Consider the following 21,008-nt stretch of genomic DNA (forward strand, 5'->3'; position numbering starts at 1 on the left):
CGGAGAGCACCTGGAACCTCGACATCTACTCAGTCTCGCAGGACGGGCGCTACATAATTGTCAGACATGCCCTAGGCCAGTACCCCATCTCGACCTTCCGAGTAGAACCGAGTATTGCACGTGAGCCTACAACAGTCCACGCCCATGGTCTGACCGGGGCAGACTACGAGCGGGGCATGATTGCTTGCCAATACTGGAGGGGGCAGCGGTTCACCCAACGCGGACCCTCTCGCCGCGTTACTGCCGCCGGCGGCGGCCGGGATGTTGATCGGTGGGTTGGTTGCCGAAGCGTCGACGCACAAACCGGAAGAGGAAGCGGCCGACCTTCATGGCAAGGTATCGGATGATCATGACCGGATAGTAACCCGCGTCGCTGGGCGCCAGCCCGAGAGCTGCGGTGCGTGATGGAGGGTGCGTCTACCCTGGGCCCATGCCTGACCTCCGCCCCTGCCGGTACTGCGGTGCGCTCATCGACTGGGGCCGCCGCCTCGACCACCTGCGTTGGCACGCGACCATCGACCCGGAGCTCGAGACCCCGACCAGCAGCCACGGTCTCTGGGCCAGCTCGGGCGAGTGGATCGAGACCGGCCCATGAGATGGCACGCACACCGCAGCCTCGCCGCATATCTGCGACTCGACGGCCAGCTGCAGGCCGCCTGGGGCCCCATGATGGAAGTTCCAGGCCCTGATCATGACGAAGCTGGATACCGCCGTTCCGGGCCATGGCGAACCCAGCAGTGCCCCGTATGCGGTGTCCTGGTCGAAGTACGGCACCTGGTCGTCCATCACGACTTCCACGCCCACCTGGACGCCCTGCGCGCCGAGTGATCCAGCCGGACATGAGTAGACCCCCGGGGCTGGCTAGCGTGAGGGGGACGCTGTATCGGCCAGACCCGGGGGTCCGAATCACTCGCACCTTGATGAGGCAGAACCAGCCTAGAACCCACCCCTGACAAGAACCCTGTGCCGCACTGGCCACTACCTGGATGGGGTGAGATCAGGCATCATTCACGAAGGTGATCATGACCCAGCCCGGGACGTCTCCGCGTTCTTCGGTGTGCAGGCGTCGAAGCAGCGACGTCAGGCCCTCTCCAGCGGTGAGGGCGGCGCGGCCGGGGCGGCCGGCACGGACTGAGGCAGGGTGCTGATTCTTCATGGGGGTTCCTCTCTGTGGTGGATGGGTCGTTCAGGAATGGGAGGGTCGACACGTGGTGCGAGGTCGTCCTGTGGTGGGAGGTCGAGACGAGGAGCGGCGGCGCCCGGCGCGGCCGGCGGTCTCGGCTGATGCCAGTCATATGCCGATCGAGAGCAGCTCGAGGCCCGGGTACACGGCGAAGATCACGGTCAGGGGCAGCACCCCGAAGACGAGCGGCACCAGCATCGAGATCTCCTTCTTGCCGGCGGTCTCCATCAGGTCCCGCTTCGAGAGGTCCCGGACGTCTTGGGCCTGGGCCCGCATCACGTCGGCGAGCGGGGTGCCGCGTTCCATGGCCACGATGATGCCCTCCAGGAAACGAGAGATGGGCGGCGACTGGACCCGCCGTGACATCGCCTTCAACGCTTGGGAGAAGCCGTGCCCCGCCTGGGTGTCGTGCAGCACACGCGTGAGCTCGACATTGAGCTCACCTCGGGACACTCGGCTGACCCGTTCGAACGCCCCGGGGGCGCTCTCCCCTGCGCTCACGGCGAGCGCGATCATCTCCGCCACGGTCGGAAACTCCGAGAGCATGCGACGCTGACGTCTGCGGATCTGGGCGGAGAGCAGATTGTCCCGCAGGGCGAACCCCAGGACCGCCAGCACCAGGACGCTGAGGGCGGCCAACAGTCCATGGAACTGCCCCGAGACGAAGGCCACCAGATTCAGTCCTGCACCGAGCAGGGCGCCCGCGGCCGCCATGGCGACCTGCTGCAGGCGATATTCGGTGGGCGAGATCGAGGAGTCTGCCTGCTCGAGGCGACGCTGCAGAGCCGCCGTGTCGAAGCTGAACCGGTCGAGGTGGGCCACGGCGGCCTTCAGCAACGGTGCGAAGAGTCTCCCCACTGCCCCCAGGGGCATCACCGGGTGCCGGTCCGTGGTGAAGAGTCCCGAGTCCATCCCGGTGGAACGCAGGGCCGGAGCGACTCTGTCCACGAATCGGGTCCTGTTCATCGCCGGCAGGGAGAAGATTACGGTCACCAGGCCCAGTCCGAGTCCGAGACCTGCGATGACCGCCCAGGTGGTCGTCACCGTCACAGCAGCACCCGCTCTTCCTCCGGGAGCGCCCCGATCCGCAGCATGAGCCGGTAGCACACCAGAGAGACGACCAGGCCGACCGCCAGGACCGCCAGCCCTGTCATGCCGCGGTAGGCCTCAGCCGCCTCCGGCTGCGTGGAGAGCAGCAGGACGACGATCCAGGGGGCCGAGACCGCCAGTTTGGCGGCATTGACGGTCCAGGACTGCCGAGCTTCCAGTTCGCTGCGAGTCCGGGCGTTGTCCCGGAGGAACTCCGCCAGGGTCCCCAGCAGGCGGCCCAAGTCCGATCCGCCGACCTCGCGGGTGATGGTCAGAGCGACGATGATGCGGTCCCCGACCGGATCGGCCAGTCTCTCCTTCAGCCGGCGCAGGGACGTCTCCATGTTCTGGCCGGCCCGGTAGTCGCGGGTGAACTCCACGAAGGGCTCACGCAGCTGCGACGGACCGGATGTGCCCAACTGCATGATGGCCTCAGGAAGCGACATCCCGGCCCGCACGGCGGACCGCAGGTGGTCGACCACATCCGGCCAGATCTCGCGGAGCACTGCCCGCCGTCGCGCCGCCTGCCAGCGCAGGACCACCACCGGCAGCGTGGCGGCGAACAGAGCGAAGCACAGGGCCACCGGCACCGCCGTCGTCAGCAGCATCACCAGCAGGAACGCCGTGACGGCGCAGGCCGCGATCGCCGCGACGACGCCTGAGGCTCCGACCTTCTGGTGCCCCGCCTCCGCGAGCAGCCGGTGGATCCGTCCCGGGCGGCGACCCCGGCGGCTCCGCGTCGTCGCCGTTCGTGGGAAGAAGGACCACCAGACCAGCATCAGCCCCATCCCCAGGGCCGTCCCCAGCAGCAGACTCATCGGAGCACACCTGCCCGGGTGAGCTGTCCACGCTCCTCCTCGGAGAGCTTCGGAAGGTCGAACACCGCGCTGGGACTGACCTGCAGCTCACCATCGACCCGGTGGAACAGAGTAGAGGTCTCGATCCGGTCCTCCTCGACGCGGGAGCCCACGGCCAGGATCTCCTCCACGTGGCGGTGACCCGAGCGATCCCGTCCGCAGTGGACGACGAGGTCCACGCAGGAGGCCACCGTGGGCACGATGAACCCTCGGCCGATGTTCTCCCCCGCCAACAGCGGAAGCGTGCAGATCTTGGTGAGCGCCTCGTGGGCGCCGTTGGCATGGACGGTCGCCATCCCCGGAAGACCGCTGTTCAGGGCGATGAGCATGTCGAGGCTCTCGGCCTCACGCACCTCTCCGACGATCAGTCGGTCGGGCCTCATACGCAGCGCCTCCTTCACGAGTCGCCGCAACGGGATCTCGCCCTCGTTCTCGAGGTTCGGCTGTCGACATTGCAAGCCGACCACGTCGCGCAGAGGCAGCCTCAGCTCGAAGATCTCCTCAACCGTGATGACGCGTTCTCTGGCTCCGATGGCCGAGGCGAGGCAGTTCAGCATGGTGGTCTTCCCCGCCTGCGTGGCTCCGGAGACCAGGACGTTCATGCCCGCGGCCACGCAGGTCTCGAGGAACCGCGCACCCGACGTCGAGAGGGAGCCCAGTCTCACCAGATCGTCGAGGCTCGCGGCCCGGGCGATGAACTTGCGGATGTTCACAGCCCAGTGGCGCCGGGTGATGTCGGGGATGGCGACGTGGAGCCGCGAGCCGTCCGGCAGCGCGGCGTCGACGAACGGCGAGGACAGGTCGAGGCGGCGGCCGGAGGTCTTCAGCATCCGCTCGACGAGGTCCCGGATCCGGTCCTCGGTGAGCGTGATCGACGTCAGCTCCGATCGTCCGCCGCGGGCAAGGAAGACCTCCTGCGGCCCATTGATCCAGATCTCCTCGACAGAGCCGTCGTCGAGCAGCGGTTGGAGCTCCCCGAAGCCGGCCACCGCATCGAGCACATGCTTGACGGCGGCGTCGAGCTCGCCGACGAGTGGGAGGGAGCTCACCAGAGACCGTCGGTCATACTCGGAGACCGCCGCCTCGACCATGTCCCGCAGCTCCGCCAGATCCTCGGCCGGATCCAGTCCCCGTCGCCGGATCTGTTCCCGAACCTCGTCCTCGACAATCGTCAGGGCCTCCACGGGCCTTCCCCCTCCATGACATGTTCCTCGTGCCATCCCCCAGCGACTCTCCGGTCGACGAGGATGTGCGCCGACCGGCTCCGGTCGGTGTCACAGTGCAACACCCTAGCCAGCAGGGGCGACGTCGGCGACGCAGATGACGCAGGTTGTGGAGAAACCCAACCATCCCTGGGGACGGCACAGCGGTTCTCCACAGCCTGCCGCAGGTCGCTGTTCTGTGATGCTCCTGATGCCTAGGCTGAAGCTTTCAACCATGATCCGGACGCCGCTGAGGAGGACCGATGTCGATGTCGCTGACCGTGGTGCGCGCTCCCGGTGCACTGTCAGAGGCGCGATGGCGCGAGTTGCGCGATCAGTCCCCCGGACACGGCGTACATGACATCCGCCTGCGTGTCGACGGCACCTCTCAGCCCTCCGGTGCGCAGCTCGCCGAAGCACTGGCCACCTGGATGGGTCGCTGCGACGCTCCGGTGACCGGTGTCGTCGACGGCATCCCGTTGGCGTCTCTGCCTCGAGGGGCCCGCCAGATCCATCCGGGAATGGTCGTGGTGCTCCATCCTGGCGACACGCCTCCCGCGGGCCCGGGACATGGGTCCCTCGCTGCACAGCCCGGCGGAGCCGCACCCGCGCTGCAGCTGTGTCTCGACGAAGGGCCCGACGCTGGGCGGCTGGTGCCCCTGCTGCGGGGCCGGTACACCGTCGGGCGAGGCTCGGTCGACATCGCCGTGGCGGATCCGGACATCGCGCGGGAACACTGTGTGATCGATGTCGGCGAGCGCGCCGTCACTGTGTCCTCGCCCGATCAGCCACAGGGCGGGAGAGGCGCTGTCCCTTGGAGCGACTCTGAGCCGCTGCAGGTGGGGGACTCGACGTTGCGCCTGCTCACCGACGGTCCGCCTCCGGCGTCTCAGGGCAGCTGGCCGCCCCCGCCGGTGGCGGTCGACGAGGGCCCTCCCGAAGGCAAGCACCGGATGATGCTCGTGATGGCCTGCGTCCCCCTGCTCGTCGGGATCGTCCTGGTCCTGGTCACCGGCATGTGGTTCTTCCTCCTGTTCTCCGCGGTCTCCGCGCTGGTGGCCGCGGCGACAGTCGTCGACGCTGCCCGCCGTCGTCGGAAGTTCCGGGCGGCCGTCGACGCCGCCGCCGGCCGTTGGGCCGATCGCAGTGACGCGCTCCTGGACACCCCGGGCGACCTCATCAGGCGCCTGCGTGAGCCTCCGGGGCTCAGCCCCGGCCCGGCGAGCGCGGCACCACACGACGCGGCGAACCCGTCGGCTGCGGCCCGGGCCCAGGACTCGGCAGCGGCCCGTCGTGTCCCGGTGGTCCGTCTGGGGCACGGCATCACGCGCCCCGCCGTCGAGACCCCAGCCTCGACACGACGGGTCGACGCCGTGTCGGTGCACAGCGGGGTGGGAGCCCCACTGCGCCCTGGAGAGGTGGTCCACCTGGCCGGTCCGAGGCGACTGACTCGTCGTCTCCTGCGCTGGTTCCTGGCCCAGCTGGTCATCCGCCCTCGTCCGCACAGACCCGAGATCCACCTTCTCGCGGAGCCGTCGCAGTGGCCTCGTGTCCTCCTCGACGACCACGGAGTGGGTCTGACTCCCGGCGAGCAGGCCGACGTCGCGGACCTGCCCACAGTCGGTGGCCCTGCAGTGCTGCTCGTGGACGTTCCCGTGCCCACGGAGCTCATCGACGCGGCTCTCCTCGACGGCTGGTGCGTGGTCCACGTCGACGAGCCTCCGGGACCGTACCCGGCCGGGGAGGTCCCCGGCTGGGAGATCGACCTGACCACCCGGAACCTGCGTCGAGTCGCCGGCGCCGCGCCGGCCTCCGCCGCCGACGACCCCTCAGACCGGTCCACGGATGACGCTGACCCGACGCTGACCGCCGGAGCCCACGACCTGGTGGCCGACGGGGTCTCCCGCCAGACCCTGGACCAGCTGCTGCGTCTGGCGCTGCCTCGAGGCGGCCCCATCGAGGGCACCGGGCAGGTCCCGGAGCGGCTCGAGATGCCGCTTCCCGCCGACCTGATGTCCCGCAGCGCCTCGACCTCCCTGACGTCGGTCCTGGGACGCAGCGCCACTGGTGAGGAGCACCTGGATCTGGTGGAGGACGGTCCCCACATCCTGCTGGCAGGGACCTCGGGGTCGGGGAAGTCGGAGCTGCTCAAGGCTCTGCTGCTCGGCTGGGCCGCCCGGTACAGTCCCACAGAGCTGTCCTTGGTGCTCTTCGACTTCAAAGGTGGCGCGACCTTCCAGCATCTGACCGAGCTGGAGCACTCGCTGGCCCTGATCACCGATCTCTCACAGGCGCAGGCGGAGCGCACGTTGGAAGGCATTCGTTCCGAGCTGGTGCGTCGGGAGAGGCTCTTCCTCGACGCCGGGGCCGGAGACTATCCCGAGTACCGGCGGCTGCGGCCGGATGACCCGTTGGCGAGGATCCTGGTGGTCATCGACGAGTTCCGGATCTTCTCCCACGAACTGCCCGAGACGATGGACGAGCTCATGCGCCTGGCCACGCTCGGCCGCTCCCTGGGCCTGCACCTGGTGCTGTCCACCCAACGCCCTCAGGGAGTCGTCACCGCAGACATCCGGGCAAACATCGGCAGCATCGTCACACTGAGGCTGCGCAGCGAGGACGAATCACGGGACCTCGTCGGGACGGTGGAGGCAGGCAGGATCCCCCGGAACCTCCCCGGCCGGGGGATCCTGCGCCGCCCCGGAGACGAGCCCGTGGTCTTCCAGACCGGGCTGCTCTCCACCGCCGAAGCCCCAGTGGCCCTCCGACCGGCAGACCACCGGCCGCTGTCCCGGACGGTGTCGGCCACAGGGGCCTCCGCCCTCGACGTCGTCGCCGCCCTGGGCCGGGCCGTCGACGCCGGAGGGCTGACCCGCCGGCACACTCCCCTGCTGCCGTCTCTGCCGGAGACCATCGACGCCGACGCCGCCCGTGGCGGCCGTTCGGGGCCGCCTGCCCTGGGGAGACTGGACCTTCCGGCCGAGCAGGATCAGCTCCCGCTGCTGTGGTCCCCCCGGCAGGACGGCAGTCTGGGCCTCATCGGCGAAGGCGGCTCCGGTGGGCGGGAGGCCGTGGCGGCCCTGGCCGCGCAGCTGCTGCGGCCACCGTCGACGGCCGACGCCCCGGCGTGGCAGGTCCACCTCCTCGACGGCGACCGCTCGCTGCAGACCTTCGCCGCGGACGCCCGCGTGGCGAGCCTGCTGACGGACGAGGACATGCCGGAGGTCGTCCACCTGCTGCAACTGCTGGTCGACGAGCTCACCTCCCGGCGCACCGACCCGTCCCTCCGCACCACCGAGGTCCCCGAGATCGTCGTGCTGGTCAGCGGCTACCCTCAGTGGCATCAGTCCCTTCAGGGCCCCAGCGGGGGCATGCTGGAACACCTGCTGGGGACGCTGATCAGCGACGGTGCCGACGTCGGGATCTCCGTGCTGCTCTCCGGGGGGCGCGAGCTGGCGAGCGGACGGGTGGGCTCACGGCTGCCCCGCCGGATCTACCTGCCGCACGGCGTCTCGCAGGACACCCAGATGCTCTGGCCCCGTCTGCGTCCGGTGGACCCTCTCCCCGGCCGCGGGGTGCTGATCAGTCCCGGGCACCCTTCCCCCGGCGTGGAGGTCCAGTTGGCGTCCTCACCCACCTCTGCGGAGACGGATCCCGCCGATGAGGGGGCCCCTGGCGCCGTCGACACGCCGAGCGTCTCGGTCCGGCCGCTGCCCCAGAAGGTCCGCCTCCACGATCTGCTGTCCTCAGCTCAGGAGCACCGGTCTCCCGACGCACCCGGGGATCCGGTGATCGGCGTCGCTCAGTTCACCCAGGCCCCGGTCCTCTGGAGGCGGGGTCCCGCCACGCTGGTCCTCGGAGCCCCGGGCACCGGTCGGTCGACGTGCCTGGAGGTCCTGCGCCAGGTGCTGCCGGACGCGACGCTGCTCTCTCCGCAAGGAACCTGGACTGAGGAGCCGGAGACCACGACCGTGCTGCTGGACGATGCAGACCAGCTCGATGCTCAGCGGCATCGCAGCGTCGATCGCTGGATCCAGTCCGGGATCCAGGTGGTCGGCGCCGCACAGCCGAGCGGGTCTCTGTACTCGCAGATACCGTGGTCGCATCATGCCCGGTCGGCCCCCGGGAACATCCTGCTCAGCCCGACGCATCGGTCGCAGGGAGGCTTCTTCGCCACGAGCGTGCCGGTGCTGGATCGGCCCATCCCCGGACGGGCGGTGCAGCTGCGAGCGGAGGGGCCCCGCATGATCCAGTGGGCCCTCCCCGGATGATCGTCGGCGCAGCTCTGCTCCTGGAGGGAACATCCAGGGACCATGGAGGTCTCCACGATAAGGATGGAGTCATGTTCAGTTCTTCCCGCAGCTCTGCAGCACTGGTCGCGATCGCCGTCTCGGCGAGTCTTCTGGCCGGGTGCGGCTCCCCCATCGACGAGGACGCCGCCGCACCCGAGGACACCGAGGGCGAAGCGCCCACACCGTCGAACGAACCGTCGGCGGAGAACCCTTACGACGCCGACGACGTCGACCTGTCCACCGATGTCGCGCTGCGGGCGGTCAATACGGCGCTCGGCGAAGACGGCGGCATGGCCGTCGGTTTCGACAAGGAGACCGACGAGGAAGCCGGGATGGAGGTGCAGCTGCTGGTGGACGGCCAGGACCTGCAGACCGTCGTGGTCGACCAGGAGGGCGCCTCCGAGGTGGACAGCCGGGACTCCGGTGAGGCCGAGGACTGGATGCAGGAGGCGGCGGAAGAGGTCCAGGTCCCGCTGCTGCGCGCCCTGCAGATCGCCCAGACGGAGTCCACCGGGGTGATCCTTGCCGCCGAGCTGGAGACCCGCGACGATGACCTGCTGGTGTGGAACGTCACCATCGAGGGCGCCGCCTCGGAGAACACGGTGATCATCGACGCCCGCAACAGCGCCATCGTGCCGGTCGGGGACAACCCGGTGGAGGACAACAACATCGGCGGAGATCCTGACACGCTCGACGATGACGAGTCCGACTGAGGATCCTCCGGCTACGGCGTCGCCGGCTGCCGCGCCGCCGGCTCGGCTCTCCACGAGTCGGTTCTCATCGAGATCTCACCGATCTCTCATGGCCTTCTCATCTGGGGTTCTGAGAATGATGGTCATGCAGCACGACAACATCCTGTCGGCCCCGAGCACCGCGCGGGCCGGCTCCTTGAAGGAGAACACCATGACCCGAACCCTGTCCCGCCCCACCGCCACCGCCCTGTCGGTCACAGCTCTGGCTTCCCTGGCACTGACCTCCTGCGGCCTTGATGACACGCTCGACACCTCCGCTGACGGGGAGCCCAGCACCGCGGTGACGATCAGCGCCGACGACGCGGCTCACGACGACGCGGCCGCTTCGGAGGACGGCTCGGCCGATGCAGGCGGCTCCGAGACTTCACGCCCGGAGGACGACGCCTCAGCCGAGGGTGAAGGCACGGACCCGAGCGACGACACCGCGACGGACGCCGCCGCGGAGACCTCGCCCGCGGACTCCGACGACCACCCGCTGTACGGGGGTCTGGAGACGGTCCAGGCCGAGTACCCGGAGGGTGTGGTCTTCGAGGTGGAGTCCGATGACGGCCGCTATGAGTGGCACGTGCTCGTGGACGGCATCGAGCGAGAGGTGCACACCGACAAGTCCAGTCTGGAGATCGTCTACACCGAGGACGACGACGCCCCGGACAGCGACGACCTGCGAGAGATCGACTCGACCGAGATCGATATCGCCGAGGCTTTCCGGATCGTCGAAGACCGGGTCGGCGACCCCTCCGGCGCCTTCGTCGACGAGGCGCAGCTCGACTCCGAGTCGGGCACCGTCGTCTGGGAGATCGAACTCGACAACGGCCAGGAGATCGCTGTGGACGTCGTCACCGGCGACCTGGTCCAGGTGGACGACTGAACCGACCCGCCTGAGTCCCCGGTGCCGTAGACTGGACGAGCTCGAATCAGTCGCACGATCAGGGGACGCAGGAGGTGGCCGCGTGGACGCCGTCGCTGGCGAAGACGCCCAGGAACCTCAGGACGCCGCCCCTCCGGCACGGGACCTCACCGGCACGTCGCCCAAGGCGAAGGCGTGGCGCACGTTCCTGGAGACCTCCGCCATCGTCAGCAAGACGATGGAGAAGGGCCTCCACGCCGCCACCGGTCTTCGGCTCTCGGACTACAACCTGCTGCTGGTCCTCGCCGAGGCGGAGGGCAACCAGCTGCGCATGGGGGAACTCGCCGAGCGGATGATCTTCTCGCCGTCACGCCTGTCCTACCAGGCGAAGTCGCTGCAGACCCGGGGGCTCATCACTCGATGCGCCGACCCCAGCGATCGGCGCGGCATGACGGCCCAGCTCACCGACGAGGGACGGCGGGTCTTCCGGGACGCTTCACAGGTCCACGCCCGGCACATCCGGCAGATCTTCCATGAGACGCTCGACGACGACGAGGCCCTCGCCCTGCAGCGCACCTGCATGAAACTGCTGCAGACCGCCCAGGACACCGAGCTGACCTGAACTCCTGCGGCAGCACCCTGCGCCGGACGCCAGACGTCCCGTCGCCCCAGCGCCGACGTCTGTGAATCACCCGACGTCGCGCGCCAGGACCACCTCGACCGAATCGGCCTTCTCCTGCAGCGCCGGAACATCCTGCAGGCAGGCCTGCACGCTGGCCAGCGCCAGGCGGGCATCAACGGCGTCCACACCCGGCTCCAGCACCACACCGATGCTCAGCTCGGGTCCGCTGCCGCCGCCGGCCACGGGCGCTCCGGAGGCCGTCGCGGTGGCCACACCTTTCCCCGGCGCCACGACCAGCCGCACCACGCCCAGGCACTGGTCCACCACGTCCTGCAAGGCATCAGCCACCTGCGGGTCGCGGTAGGACGGCGTCCACAGCCGGCCCTGAGCCAAGGCCGCCACGGCCGGGCTGCGCACCACGAAGGTGAGCTCCGCCCCTGGATCCAGGACGACGAGCTCGGCTCCCTCAGCCAGCGCGGCCAGCATGACGCGCTCCGCTTCGGCGGCCACCGGGCGCGCTTCGGCGTGCCAGGCGGTCATCGACTCCACTGAGCTGAACACCGGCATGGTGGGACGCCCCGACGCCGAGGTGATCGTGACCAGGGCGATGTCCGCCTCCTTGTCCCCGGCCGGTCCGCCCGAGGGGGCATGACCGTGCTCGGCCACGGTGGCGATCACCGGTACGAAGAGGCGCTGACCCTGCAGGGACTCGACGAAGCCTGCCTCATCGAGGTCTCCGGCCAGCAGACGGTCCTGGGCCTCCTGGATCTGCGGGGCGATCAGCCCGTCGTCTCCGTCGAAGGTGTGCAGCGGGTTTCCCCCGCCGGAGAGGTCCCGCCCCTCCCAGGGGACGCCCGCCGAGTCCGCGGCTCGTCCGTCCGCCGAGTGGGCCTGCCGCTGCAGCAGGTTCGCGATGTGGGCCGGAAGCTCCCGACGGTCGGCGGCATCTGCGCCGTGGTGGTCGCCGTGGTGACTCATGCCGACGCGGCGGCCGCCTTCAGTGCCTCCGGGAAGGTGAACTTTCCGGCATAGAGGGCCTTGCCCATGATGGCACCCTCCACGCCGTGGGAGACCATCTGCGCCAGGGCGGAGACGTCCTCCAGCGACGAGATCCCGCCGGAGGCCACCACGGGCTTGGCGGTGCGGCGGCAGACCTCGGCCAGCAGCGCGGTGTTCGGTCCACGGAGGGTCCCGTCCTTGGTCACGTCGGTGACCACGTAGCGCGGACACCCGGCATCCTCCAGTCGTTCCAGGACCTCCCAGAGGTTGCCGCCCTCCTTGGTCCAGCCGCGGGCCGCGAGCGTCTCCCCCCGGACGTCGAGCCCCACCGCGATGGCCTCTCCGTGGCGTTCGATCGCCCGGGCGGTCCACTCCGGATCCTCCAGTGCGGCGGTGCCCAGGTTCACGCGGGTCGCCCCGAACTCCAGAGCGCGGTCGAGAGACTCATCGTCCCGAATACCGCCGGAGAGCTCGATCTTGATGTCCAGCTCGCGGACCACTCGGGCCAGGACCTCGCGGTTGTGGCCGCGACCGAAGGCGGCGTCGAGGTCCACCAGGTGGATCCACTCGGCGCCGTCCTGCTGCCAGGTCAGCGCCGCGTCCAGCGGGTCGCCGTAGCTGGTCTCGGAGCCGGCCTCGCCCTGCACCAGACGAACGGCCTGACCGTCGGCGACGTCGACGGCGGGCAGCAGCTCCAGGGCGGGCACGGTGGCGATCTCGGGGGCGTTCTCAGCCATGGGGTCGGGTCTCTCTTCCTGGGACAGGGTCGGGTCGGTGGTCAGCGGATCGGGGCCATGGCGGCCGGCCCGGGCTCTCAGAGGCTGTCGATCCAGTTCTTCAGCAGCTGCATGCCGGCGTCGCCGGACTTCTCCGGGTGGAACTGCGTGGCCGACAGGGGGCCGTTCTCCACCGCGGCGATGAAGTCCGCGCCGTGGTGGGACCAGGTCACCTTCGGCGCAGCCATCGACTCGACGGTCTGGTCGAAGTCCCAGGACTGCACCGCGTAGGAGTGCACGAAGTAGAACCGCTCATCCTCGATGCCGTCGAACAGCACGGTGCCCTCGGGGGCCCGGACCGTGTTCCACCCCATGTGCGGCACCACGACGTCGTCCGGCAGAGCGGTCACCTCACCAGGCCACTCCCCCATGCCGTCGGCCGCGATGCCGTGCTCCACTCCACGTTCGAAGAGGATCTGGTGCCCCACGCAGATGCCCAGCACGGGCCGGCCTCCGGCGATGCGGCGTCCGATCCAGCGTGGCCCGTCGATCGCCGTCAGCGCGTCCATCACAGCGGCGAAGGCTCCGACCCCGGGAACCACCAGGCCGGCGGCCTCCTGGATCCGGACCGTCTCGCGGGTCAGAGTCACCTGGGCACCGGCACGCTCCAGGGCACGGACGGCCGAGTGGACGTTGCCGGAGCCGTAGTCAAGGACGACGACGTCGGGCTTGGCCATCAGAGCGCTCCCTTCGTGGAGGGGATGCCCTCCACCCGCGGGTCCGATTCGACGGCGGCGCGCAGCGCACGGGCGAAGGCTTTGAACTGGGCCTCGACGATGTGGTGCGGGTCGCGGCCCGCCACCACACGCATGTGCAGGCAGATGCCGGCGTGATAGGTGATGGCCTCGAAGGCGTGGCGCGTCATGGAGCCGGTGAAGTGACCGCCGATCAGGTGATACTGCTGCCCCTCCGGCTCGCCGGAGTGCACGAGGTAGGGACGTCCGGAGACGTCGACGACGGCGTGCGCCAGGGCCTCGTCGAGCGGGACGGTCGCCTCTCCGAAACGGCGGATGCCGGCCTTGTCACCCAGCGCGGTACGCAGCACCTCGCCGAGGACGATCGAGGTGTCCTCCACCGTGTGATGCACATCGATGTGGGTGTCCCCGGTCGACTCGACCGTCAGATCGATCAGCGAATGCTTCGCCAGAGCGGTGAGCATGTGGTCGAAGAACGGCACCGTGGTGGAGATCTCCGAGGTGCCTGTTCCATCGAGGTCCATGCGCACGCGCACGCTGGACTCGGAAGTGACTCGTTCCATCTGGGCCGCGCGGCCCGAGATCAGTTCTGCTCCCATGGCTCCTGCTCGTGGGTACGGGGTGAAGGGTCTGATGACGCCGTGGACCAGTCTACGCACCGGCCTTCACGGCGTTCAGCGGCCTCGGGCGGAGTCTCAGCGGCCGAGATGCCGAGCCAGGGACTCCAGGAAGGCGGTGGTCTCCTCCTCGGTGCCCGCGGTGACCCGCAGGTGGCCGGGGATGCCGACATCGCGGATGAGGATGCCGTCGTCCAGCAGATGCTGCCACGCGGCCTTCTCGTCCTCGAGCCCGCCGAAGAACACGAAGTTCGCGTCTGACGGGGCGGGGCTGAGCCCGTACCGCGTCAACGTGTCGACGATGCGATCACGCTGAGTCTTGATCCGCTCCACATTGGCCATCAGCGCCTCGCTGTGATCCAGGGCCGCCTCGGCCGCGGCCTGGGTGATCGCCGACAGGTGGTAGGGCAGGCGCACCAGCCGCAGCGCGTCGGTGACCTCCTCGGCCGCGGCCAGGTAACCCAGCCTCCCGCCGGCCAGGGCGAAGGCCTTGGACATGGTGCGGGAGACGATGAGCCGTTCACGCCCGGGCAGGAGCTCCAGCGCGGACGGAGTGCCGCTCTGCCGGAACTCACCGTAGGCCTCGTCGACGACCACCATGGTGCCACCCTCGACGGCGGCATCGTAGGCCGCCTCGACGACGTCGAGCCCCAGCGCCGTGCCCGTGGGATTGTTCGGCGAGCAGAGGATGACCACGTCAGGCCGGTGCTCTCGAATCTGCCGGGCCACGTCCTCCGCGCCCTGGGTGAAGTCCTCGCCCCGGGTCCCTGCGATGTACCGGCTGTAGGTGCCTCGCGCATAGAGGGGGTACATCGAATAGGTGGGAGGGAAGGCCATCACGGAGCGACCCGGACCGGCGAAGGCCTGCAGGATGTGCTGCATGATCTCATTGGAGCCGTTGGCCGCCCAGATGTGCTCGGCGGTCAGCCCATGGGCCAGGTACTCGGCGAGCTTCTCCCGCAGACGGGTGAACTCCCGATCCGGGTATCGATTCAGCGTCTGAGCCGCATGCCTGACTTCCTTGGTGATGGCGTCCACGACATCAGCGGGGACGTCATAGGTGGTCTCGTTGACGTTGAGCATGGCCCACACCGGCAGCTGCGGCGCGCCGTAGGGCTCCTGGCCGCGCAGCTCCTCGCGGAGCGGCAGGCGCGCCAGGCGCTCTGATCTGCTGAGGCCGGCCGTCGACGTGGATCCGCCGACGCCGTTCTGGGGAGGAATCACGCGTCTATCCTACTCATCGGAGCCGTGGCGCTGCGGCGCCGTCACGGCGCTCCCGTCCCACCGCGTCATCTCTGTCCTGCTCCGACCCGCACTGTCCTGCTCCGACCTGCTCCGTCCCGCTCGGCTCTGATCGCCCACGGAGCCGCGAGTGATCTCCGCCGGAGCAGAACGCGTCCACCGGGCGCGACCTCAGTCCGCCACCGGAACGTACAGCGTCTGCCCGGGATGGATCTCGGAGCTGGTCAGATCATTGAGCTCAGCGATCTGCGTGATCAGCACCTGGGTGTCCTCCCCGGTACCCAGGCCCGAGGCCACGCTCCAGAGGGTGTCCCCGGGTGCCACCGTGACTTCGACAGCGGCGACTCCCGGCGCCCCATGGCTGGTGGCCTGCGCCATGTTGACGAAGCTGCCCACCAAGAGCGCCACGCCCACCAAGGCGGCGACGAGCAGCGTCAGCGCGGGAACCCCGAGGATCACCAGGCGGCCTCGCCGGGTGAGGTTGAGACGTCCTGGTGCACCGGCGGAAGAGGCGACGTAGGCCTGTCCGGCCGCGGAGGTGGTGAAGGAGGTGTGCGAGTGACGCATGGGGAAGGACCTCTCTCGTGCGGAATCTCGTCTCGGCATGGATTCGAAGATGTTTTCTATTTCTAGCACAGATGTTCGACCGGGCACCAGACATGCGTTCGAATATGCTGGTCTCGGCCGTCCGGATCCCGTAGCCTGAGACACATGTTCGAACCGAGTTTCGGATGCGATGTTCGACCGGATGTCCATGCAGGAGATTCCACCAGGACCCTCTGACATGACGAGCGGACGACGGGACCAGACCCTGCGGAGAGAGGCGTGAGAGATGGCCGTGGACAAGCGACCAGCCGAGGATTCCCAGCCGACGGAGACACCGGGGGACGCCGCGCCCCGGCTCACCGACCGGCAGCGCGGCATCGTCGACGTCATCCAGGAGGCCCTCGCAGAGCGTGGATACCCCCCGTCGATGCGTGAGATCGGCGACGCCTGCGGGCTCGCCTCGCTGTCCTCTGTGACGCATCAGCTCGCCCGCCTGCAGCAGATGGGCTACCTGCGTCGGGTGCCCGGCAAGCCGCGCGCCATGGAAGTCATCCGTGATTCCTCAGGCCGCCTCATCGCTGCGGACGAGCCGGCGTTCCCTCCCCCGAGCTCTTCCCCGGCACGTCAGGCCTCCGATGACGGTGCGGTCGTCGATCTCGACGCCTACCGCGAGCAGACGGACAGCCGGACGACCGACATTCCGGTGGTCGGTCGCATCGCTGCAGGTGGTCCCATCCTGGCCGAGCAGCAGGTCGAGGACGTCATGCCGCTGCCTCGCCAGCTCACCGGCGAAGGTGAGCTGTTCATGCTCCAGGTACGCGGCGACTCGATGATCGAGGCCGGCATCTTCGAGGACGACTGGGTGGTGGTGCGTCGCCAGCACACGGCCGAGAACGGAGACATCGTCGCCGCCCTGCTCGATGATGAGGCGACCGTGAAGACTCTCCGGCGGCGCGACGGGCATCAGTGGCTGCTCCCGCAGAACCGCAGCTATGAGCCGATCCTCGGGGATCAGGCCACCATCATGGGCAAGGTCGTCACCGTACTGCGGAGCCTCTGAGCCACGCAGCCTCGAGACCAGGCACCCTCACGGCCCCCAGCGCCGCCCGGAGACCATCCGGCAGGCCCGCACAGAAGGAGGGGCGCCGACCGTACGGTCGGCGACCTCCTTCTGTGTCCTTCTGCGCACGAGGACGCCAGTCAGGCGCTCGGATCGAGCCCCTGGCCGGCGAGCCGCCGCAGTGCCCCTCGCGCGACGTCTCCGTCGACAGTGGGCCAGAACTCCGGCATGGACTTCTTCAGGAAGCCGCCGTACCGTGCGGTGGCCAGGCGAGAGTCCAGGATCGCCAGCACGCCCCGGTCCTCGGCGCTGCGGATCAGTCGCCCAGCCCCCTGAGCCAGCCGGGTGGCGGCGTGCGTGGCCGCGACCTGCATGAAGCCGTTTCCACCGTTGCGCGCCACTTCCTGGGTGCGGGCGCTCATCAGCGGATCGTCGGGTCGGGGGAACGGGATGCGGTCGATCGCCACCAGTCGGCACGATCGGCCCGGGACGTCCACCCCCTGCCAGAGGCTCATCGTCCCGAACAGACAGGACTCTTCATCCTCGGCGAACTGGCGGACCAGGGCCGACATGGTGGCGTCACCCTGACACAGAATCGGCACCTCCAGGCGTTCCCGCAGCTCCTCGGCGGCCTCTTCAGCGGCGCGGCGCGAGGAGAACAGGGCCAGCGTCGCGCCCCGTGACGCCTCGATGAGCCCGGCGAGCTCGTCCCGCTGCCGATCAGCGGTCTTCAAGGACGGCGCGGGGAGGTCCTTGGCCACATAGAGCACGCCCTGCTTCGGGTAGTCGAAAGGGCTGCCGACGTCGATGGCGTCCCAGGCGGGGGCATTCTCCCCGCCCAGCCCGAGTGACCCCGCCACCGGGTCGAAGCTGTCGCCGATGGTCAGCGTGGCGGAGGTGAGCACCACCGTGCGCTCTCCGAAGAGGCCCTCCCGCAGGCGACCCGCCACCGACGTCGGTGCGACGTTCAGGATCGGCGGCTCCGTGATGTCTGCCTCGCGGTATCCCACGCCCGGGCTGAAGCTGCCCGGGCGGGTCAGCCAGATGACGTCCGGCGTCTCCCGGGAGTTCAGCATGCGCTCAGCGGTCTCCTGCACCGCCTGGACCCGTGCCCGTGCGGTGGAGCGTCCGGTGTCGGCCTCGGCCTCGCCGGACGGCTTGCTGTCAGACAGCGCGGTGCGGGCGGCGTTGCGGGTGATCTCCAACGCCTGGCTCTGCTGGGCGTCCAGGCCGCGTGCCAGCAGCCCCGACTCCTTGCCGTGGAAGGCAGCGTCGACGGCGATGGCCGCCGCCTGCAGGTCCTCGCCGCTGAGCGCGGTGTGACGCCGCAGCGTGGCCGCGGCCGTCTGAATCATCTGGACGGAGAGCTGTGCTGTGACCGCCGAGGTGACGCGATCAGCCAGCTCATGGGCCTCATCGATGATCACCGCGTCGTGCTCGGGCAGCACCTGCAGCCCCTCGAAGGCGTCGATGGCCAGCATGGCGTGGTTGGTGACCACGATGTCGGCCTCCTGAGCCTGCTCCCGCGCAAGCTCGGAGAAGCACTCAGCCGCCATGGGGCACTTCCGCGGACCGATGCAGTCGACGGCATTGACGGAGACCTGACGCCACGCCTTGTCCGAGACGCCCTCAGGCAGGTCGTCTCGGTCTCCCGTGGAGGTCTCTTCGGCCCATTCGCGCAGCCGCACGATCTCACGCCCCAGCCGTGAACCCGGTTCCGGCACGGAGTCCACGGCAGGCTCGTCGCCGAAGGAGAAGAGCGCCTGCTCGTCGTCCTGGTCGGGGAACCCGCCGTCCAGCTTGTGCCGGCACAGGTAGTTCGCCCGTCCCTTGACCAGGGCGATGGAGACCTCCTCCTCCAGCTCCTCCCCCAGATGGTCCAACAGTCGGGGCAGATCACGGCCCATGATCTGTGCCTGCAGCGCCAACGTCGCGGTGGAGATCAGCACCGGACGGTCCGCCTCCAACGCGTGCACCACAGCGGGCACCAGGTAGGCCAGCGACTTGCCGGTCCCGGTGCCCGCCTGCACGAGCAGGTGACGACGCCGGCGCAGGGCGTGGCTCACGTGCCGCGCCATGTCCATCTGCCCTTCGCGGTGCACGCCGCCCATCGCGGAGACCACATGATCCAGCAGCTCCGTGGAGCGCAGGTGCCCGGTGGACTGTGTCGTCGGCGCCTCCGGACTCACGCGGCGCCCGGCTCGTCGGTCGCCGCGGAGGCACCGCCGATGACATGCTCCTGCAGCTCCGCGGCGAGGCTCGGGCGCACCTTCACGCTCATGCGCGTGCCCTCAGCCAGGTACTCGGTGCTCAGAATCTCCGCATCCGCCTCATGCAGTCGAGAGACCACGTCTCCTGCTGCATACGGCACCAGCAGCTCCAGGGACACGTCCGGCCGCGGGATCGACTCGCTGATCAGCTGCCGCAGCTCATCGATGCCCTGACCCGTGTGGGCCGAGACCAGCACGGTCCGCGGCTCGCGCCGTCGGATGCGGTCGACGACGACGTCGTCAGCCATGTCTGCCTTGTTCAGCACGATGATCTCGGGGACCTCGTGGGCGTCCACCTCGGCAAGCACGGTGCGCACCGCGCTGATCTGGCTCTCCGGCTCAGGATGCGAGGCATCGACCACGTGGAGGATCAGGTCGGCGTCGGCGACCTCCTCCAGCGTGGAGCGGAACGCCTCCACCAGCTGAGTGGGCAGCTGACGCACGAACCCGACCGTGTCCGAGAGCGTGTAGCCGATGCCGTCCGGCGTCACGGCCTTGCGGGTGGTGGGGTCCAGGGTGGCGAACAGGGCGTTCTCCACCATCACGCCGGCATCGGTGAGCCGGTTCAGCAGGGACGACTTGCCGGCGTTGGTGTAGCCGGCGATCGCCACCGACGGCACGGCATGCCGCTTCCGATTGGCGCGCTTCGCCTCACGGGCCGGCTTCATGCCAGCGATCTGTTTGCGCAGCTTGGCCATGCGCGTGTTGATGCGGCGCCGGTCCAGCTCGATCTTGGTCTCACCGGGTCCGCGAGAGCCCATGCCGGCCCCGGCGCCGCCGACCTGACCACCGGCCTGCCGGGACATCGACTCGCCCCAGCCGCGGAGACGCGGCAGGAGGTATTCCAGCTGGGCGAGCTCCACCTGCGCCTTGCCCTCCCGAGACTTGGCATGCTGGGCGAAGATGTCCAGGATCAGGCCGGTGCGGTCGATGACCTTGACCTTGACGATGTCCTCGAGGCCACGACGCTGCGAGGGGGCGAGCTCGGAGTCGACGACGACGGTGTCCGCGCCCAGTTCGGCGACGGCCTGACGGATCTCCTCTGCCTTGCCGGAGCCGAAGAATGTCCCCGGGTCCGGGGTGGAGCGGCGCTGGACGAAGCCGTCCAGGACGGTGGAACCGGCGGTCTCCGCCAGTGCGGCGAGCTCCCGCAGCGAGTGTTCCGCCTCGGCGATGGGGCCCTCAGTCCACAGTCCTGCCAGCACGACGCGTTCGAGGCGCAGCTGGCGATACTCGACCTCAGTGACGTCTTCGAGCTCCGTCGAGAGACCCTCGACGCGGCGCAGCGACCGGCGCTCGAGCAGGTCGAACTGGTCGCCGTCGGCCCCGGTGTGCTCGGTCCTCAGATCGGAGAGCTCACGGGCCTGTTCCTCCAGCACGGAGCGGCGGCGCCGCTCCGCATCCTGGTCCTCGCGTCGATGCCCAGGGTCGGCGACGAAGCGGGTCCGCCCCGAGCGGGCGACCGTCTCGGCGCGTGCCTGGTCGGCGGCCAGGATCCGTTCGATGGTGGCGTCCACGGATGCCTGGTCCCCGCTCTCGGCCGCCGAGCCGGAGCCCGCCTGGTCCTGGGGCTGCAGGTCCTCGTCGCCCGTGCTGGGTGTGATGCTGTCATGGTGCGTGTTCGTCATAGTCTCCTCAAGGGGATCGCCGGTCAGCGGCGGATCCCGCGATGCCGGATCTCGGCTCCGGCGCACCCTCGTCAGAGGGTCCTTCCATCCTACGGCGCGGCCGTGCAGGGGCACTAGCGACCAGTGCCATCTGTGGACGACGAGGCCCTGGTCGCTTCGCAGGGCAGCCGTCGTCGTGGAGGCGTCTCAGTGGAAGGGTCGCCCGGACCGGGCCGCCCGGCGGGTTCGCCTGCGGCGGGCCGACCACGGGGACGGCTGGTGGGGCGCGGATTCGAGAGGTGGTGGTCCCGGGCCGTCGCGACGGAGCTCGCCGAGGGGCCGGGCGGATGAT

General features: G+C 69.4%; 19 protein-coding genes. 7 read left to right on the plus strand and 12 right to left on the minus strand.

The window, feature by feature from the left end:
- Window positions 1–430 precede the first annotated feature (430 nt).
- A complete protein-coding gene (locus SD455_RS10860) occupies window positions 431–595 on the plus strand; it encodes a hypothetical protein (RefSeq protein ID WP_322478070.1) in 165 nt (54 codons plus the stop codon).
- Complete coding sequence (locus SD455_RS10865; RefSeq protein WP_445508104.1) at window positions 592–828, plus strand: hypothetical protein; 237 nt, start codon at window positions 592–594, stop codon at window positions 826–828. Before SD455_RS10860 ends, SD455_RS10865 begins: the two co-directional genes overlap by 4 nt.
- 169 nt (window positions 829–997) lie before the next feature.
- Here the strand turns inward: SD455_RS10865 and SD455_RS10870 are convergent, their stop codons facing one another.
- The 4 genes from SD455_RS10870 to SD455_RS10885 all read right to left on the minus strand — a co-directional run bounded on the left by SD455_RS10870 (window position 998) and on the right by SD455_RS10885 (window position 4,313).
- Entirely contained in the window at window positions 998–1,156 is a 159-nt protein-coding gene (locus SD455_RS10870; protein ID WP_445508105.1) for a hypothetical protein, read from the minus strand.
- 135 nt (window positions 1,157–1,291) lie between these two features.
- Window positions 1,292–2,233 (minus strand): type II secretion system F family protein, encoded by a 942-nt coding sequence (locus tag SD455_RS10875; RefSeq protein ID WP_070158665.1) that lies wholly within the window; start codon window positions 2,231–2,233, stop codon window positions 1,292–1,294.
- Complete coding sequence (locus SD455_RS10880) at window positions 2,230–3,090, minus strand: type II secretion system F family protein (RefSeq protein ID WP_311023815.1); 861 nt, start codon at window positions 3,088–3,090, stop codon at window positions 2,230–2,232. Before SD455_RS10880 ends, SD455_RS10875 begins: the two co-directional genes overlap by 4 nt.
- Window positions 3,087–4,313: a CpaF family protein gene (locus SD455_RS10885; RefSeq protein ID WP_445508106.1), complete on the minus strand. Its 1,227-nt coding sequence runs from the start codon at window positions 4,311–4,313 to the stop codon at window positions 3,087–3,089. The genes SD455_RS10880 and SD455_RS10885 overlap by 4 nt, the downstream gene beginning before the upstream one ends.
- 281 nt (window positions 4,314–4,594) lie before the next feature.
- On the opposite strand from SD455_RS10885, the gene SD455_RS10890 reads away from it, so the two are divergent.
- From SD455_RS10890 to SD455_RS10905, 4 genes are all read left to right on the plus strand, one after another.
- Complete coding sequence (locus tag SD455_RS10890) at window positions 4,595–8,602, plus strand: FtsK/SpoIIIE domain-containing protein (RefSeq protein WP_445508107.1); 4,008 nt, start codon at window positions 4,595–4,597, stop codon at window positions 8,600–8,602.
- A gap of 71 nt (window positions 8,603–8,673) precedes the next feature.
- The gene (locus SD455_RS10895; RefSeq protein WP_311023811.1) at window positions 8,674–9,336 is read left to right on the plus strand and encodes a PepSY domain-containing protein; all 663 of its coding nucleotides are present in this window, start codon (window positions 8,674–8,676) and stop codon (window positions 9,334–9,336) included.
- Window positions 9,337–9,526: 190 nt separating this feature from the next.
- The gene (locus SD455_RS10900) at window positions 9,527–10,243 is read left to right on the plus strand and encodes a PepSY domain-containing protein (RefSeq protein WP_445508108.1); all 717 of its coding nucleotides are present in this window, start codon (window positions 9,527–9,529) and stop codon (window positions 10,241–10,243) included.
- Between the two features lie 82 nt (window positions 10,244–10,325).
- A complete protein-coding gene (locus tag SD455_RS10905; protein WP_083277420.1) occupies window positions 10,326–10,844 on the plus strand; it encodes a MarR family winged helix-turn-helix transcriptional regulator in 519 nt (172 codons plus the stop codon).
- Between the two features lie 66 nt (window positions 10,845–10,910).
- On the opposite strand, the gene SD455_RS10910 is transcribed toward SD455_RS10905, so the two are convergent.
- From SD455_RS10910 to SD455_RS10935, 6 genes are all read right to left on the minus strand, one after another.
- The gene (locus SD455_RS10910; protein WP_445508109.1) at window positions 10,911–11,822 is read right to left on the minus strand and encodes an SseB family protein; all 912 of its coding nucleotides are present in this window, start codon (window positions 11,820–11,822) and stop codon (window positions 10,911–10,913) included.
- Window positions 11,819–12,580, minus strand: a complete 762-nt coding sequence (priA, locus tag SD455_RS10915; protein WP_311023805.1) for a bifunctional 1-(5-phosphoribosyl)-5-((5-phosphoribosylamino)methylideneamino)imidazole-4-carboxamide isomerase/phosphoribosylanthranilate isomerase PriA — start codon at window positions 12,578–12,580, stop codon at window positions 11,819–11,821. The genes SD455_RS10910 and priA overlap by 4 nt, the downstream gene beginning before the upstream one ends.
- Window positions 12,581–12,657: 77 nt before the next feature.
- Entirely contained in the window at window positions 12,658–13,296 is a 639-nt protein-coding gene (gene hisH / locus SD455_RS10920; RefSeq protein WP_311023804.1) for an imidazole glycerol phosphate synthase subunit HisH, read from the minus strand.
- Window positions 13,296–13,913 carry an imidazoleglycerol-phosphate dehydratase HisB gene (gene hisB, locus SD455_RS10925; RefSeq protein WP_445508110.1) on the minus strand — a complete coding sequence of 206 codons (618 nt, stop codon included), beginning with the start codon at window positions 13,911–13,913 and terminating at the stop codon, window positions 13,296–13,298. The genes hisH and hisB overlap by 1 nt, the downstream gene beginning before the upstream one ends.
- Before the next feature lie 96 nt (window positions 13,914–14,009).
- Window positions 14,010–15,155, minus strand: a complete 1,146-nt coding sequence (locus SD455_RS10930) for a histidinol-phosphate transaminase (protein WP_396954318.1) — start codon at window positions 15,153–15,155, stop codon at window positions 14,010–14,012.
- A gap of 189 nt (window positions 15,156–15,344) precedes the next feature.
- Window positions 15,345–15,740, minus strand: coding sequence for a LysM peptidoglycan-binding domain-containing protein (locus SD455_RS10935; RefSeq protein ID WP_170922561.1), 396 nt, complete (start codon window positions 15,738–15,740; stop codon window positions 15,345–15,347).
- A 265-nt stretch (window positions 15,741–16,005) separates the two neighbouring features.
- Here SD455_RS10935 and lexA point away from each other — a divergent pair, with 265 nt between their 5' ends.
- A complete protein-coding gene (gene lexA / locus SD455_RS10940; RefSeq protein ID WP_445508111.1) occupies window positions 16,006–16,779 on the plus strand; it encodes a transcriptional repressor LexA in 774 nt (257 codons plus the stop codon).
- Window positions 16,780–16,919: 140 nt separating this feature from the next.
- Here lexA and SD455_RS10945 read toward each other — a convergent pair whose 3' ends face one another.
- Both SD455_RS10945 and hflX read right to left on the minus strand, forming a co-directional pair.
- On the minus strand, window positions 16,920–18,968 hold the full coding sequence (locus SD455_RS10945) for an ATP-dependent DNA helicase (protein ID WP_070159466.1): 2,049 nt from the start codon (window positions 18,966–18,968) through the stop codon (window positions 16,920–16,922).
- Window positions 18,965–20,677: a GTPase HflX gene (hflX, locus tag SD455_RS10950; RefSeq protein ID WP_445508112.1), complete on the minus strand. Its 1,713-nt coding sequence runs from the start codon at window positions 20,675–20,677 to the stop codon at window positions 18,965–18,967. The genes SD455_RS10945 and hflX overlap by 4 nt, the downstream gene beginning before the upstream one ends.
- Window positions 20,678–21,008: the final 331 nt, after the last annotated feature.

This window comes from Nesterenkonia sp. K-15-9-6 (assembly GCF_052656005.1).

Excerpts from the sequence above, each read along its gene's own strand:
- hisH (WP_311023804.1), bottom strand. The coding sequence starts at position 13,296 with ATGGCCAAGCCCGACGTCGTCGTCCTTGACTACGGCTCCGGCAACGTC.
- SD455_RS10865 (WP_445508104.1), top strand. The coding sequence starts at position 592 with ATGAGATGGCACGCACACCGCAGCCTCGCCGCATATCTGCGACTCGAC.
- SD455_RS10910 (WP_445508109.1), bottom strand. The coding sequence starts at position 11,822 with ATGAGTCACCACGGCGACCACCACGGCGCAGATGCCGCCGACCGTCGG.
- lexA (WP_445508111.1), top strand. The coding sequence starts at position 16,006 with ATGGCCGTGGACAAGCGACCAGCCGAGGATTCCCAGCCGACGGAGACA.
- SD455_RS10880 (WP_311023815.1), bottom strand. The coding sequence starts at position 3,090 with ATGAGTCTGCTGCTGGGGACGGCCCTGGGGATGGGGCTGATGCTGGTC.
- hisB (WP_445508110.1), bottom strand. The coding sequence starts at position 13,913 with ATGGGAGCAGAACTGATCTCGGGCCGCGCGGCCCAGATGGAACGAGTC.
- hflX (WP_445508112.1), bottom strand. The coding sequence starts at position 20,677 with ATGACGAACACGCACCATGACAGCATCACACCCAGCACGGGCGACGAG.
- SD455_RS10900 (WP_445508108.1), top strand. The coding sequence starts at position 9,527 with ATGACCCGAACCCTGTCCCGCCCCACCGCCACCGCCCTGTCGGTCACA.
- SD455_RS10895 (WP_311023811.1), top strand. The coding sequence starts at position 8,674 with ATGTTCAGTTCTTCCCGCAGCTCTGCAGCACTGGTCGCGATCGCCGTC.
- priA (WP_311023805.1), bottom strand. The coding sequence starts at position 12,580 with ATGGCTGAGAACGCCCCCGAGATCGCCACCGTGCCCGCCCTGGAGCTG.
- SD455_RS10860 (WP_322478070.1), top strand. The coding sequence starts at position 431 with ATGCCTGACCTCCGCCCCTGCCGGTACTGCGGTGCGCTCATCGACTGG.
- SD455_RS10890 (WP_445508107.1), top strand. The coding sequence starts at position 4,595 with ATGTCGATGTCGCTGACCGTGGTGCGCGCTCCCGGTGCACTGTCAGAG.
- SD455_RS10870 (WP_445508105.1), bottom strand. The coding sequence starts at position 1,156 with ATGAAGAATCAGCACCCTGCCTCAGTCCGTGCCGGCCGCCCCGGCCGC.
- SD455_RS10935 (WP_170922561.1), bottom strand. The coding sequence starts at position 15,740 with ATGCGTCACTCGCACACCTCCTTCACCACCTCCGCGGCCGGACAGGCC.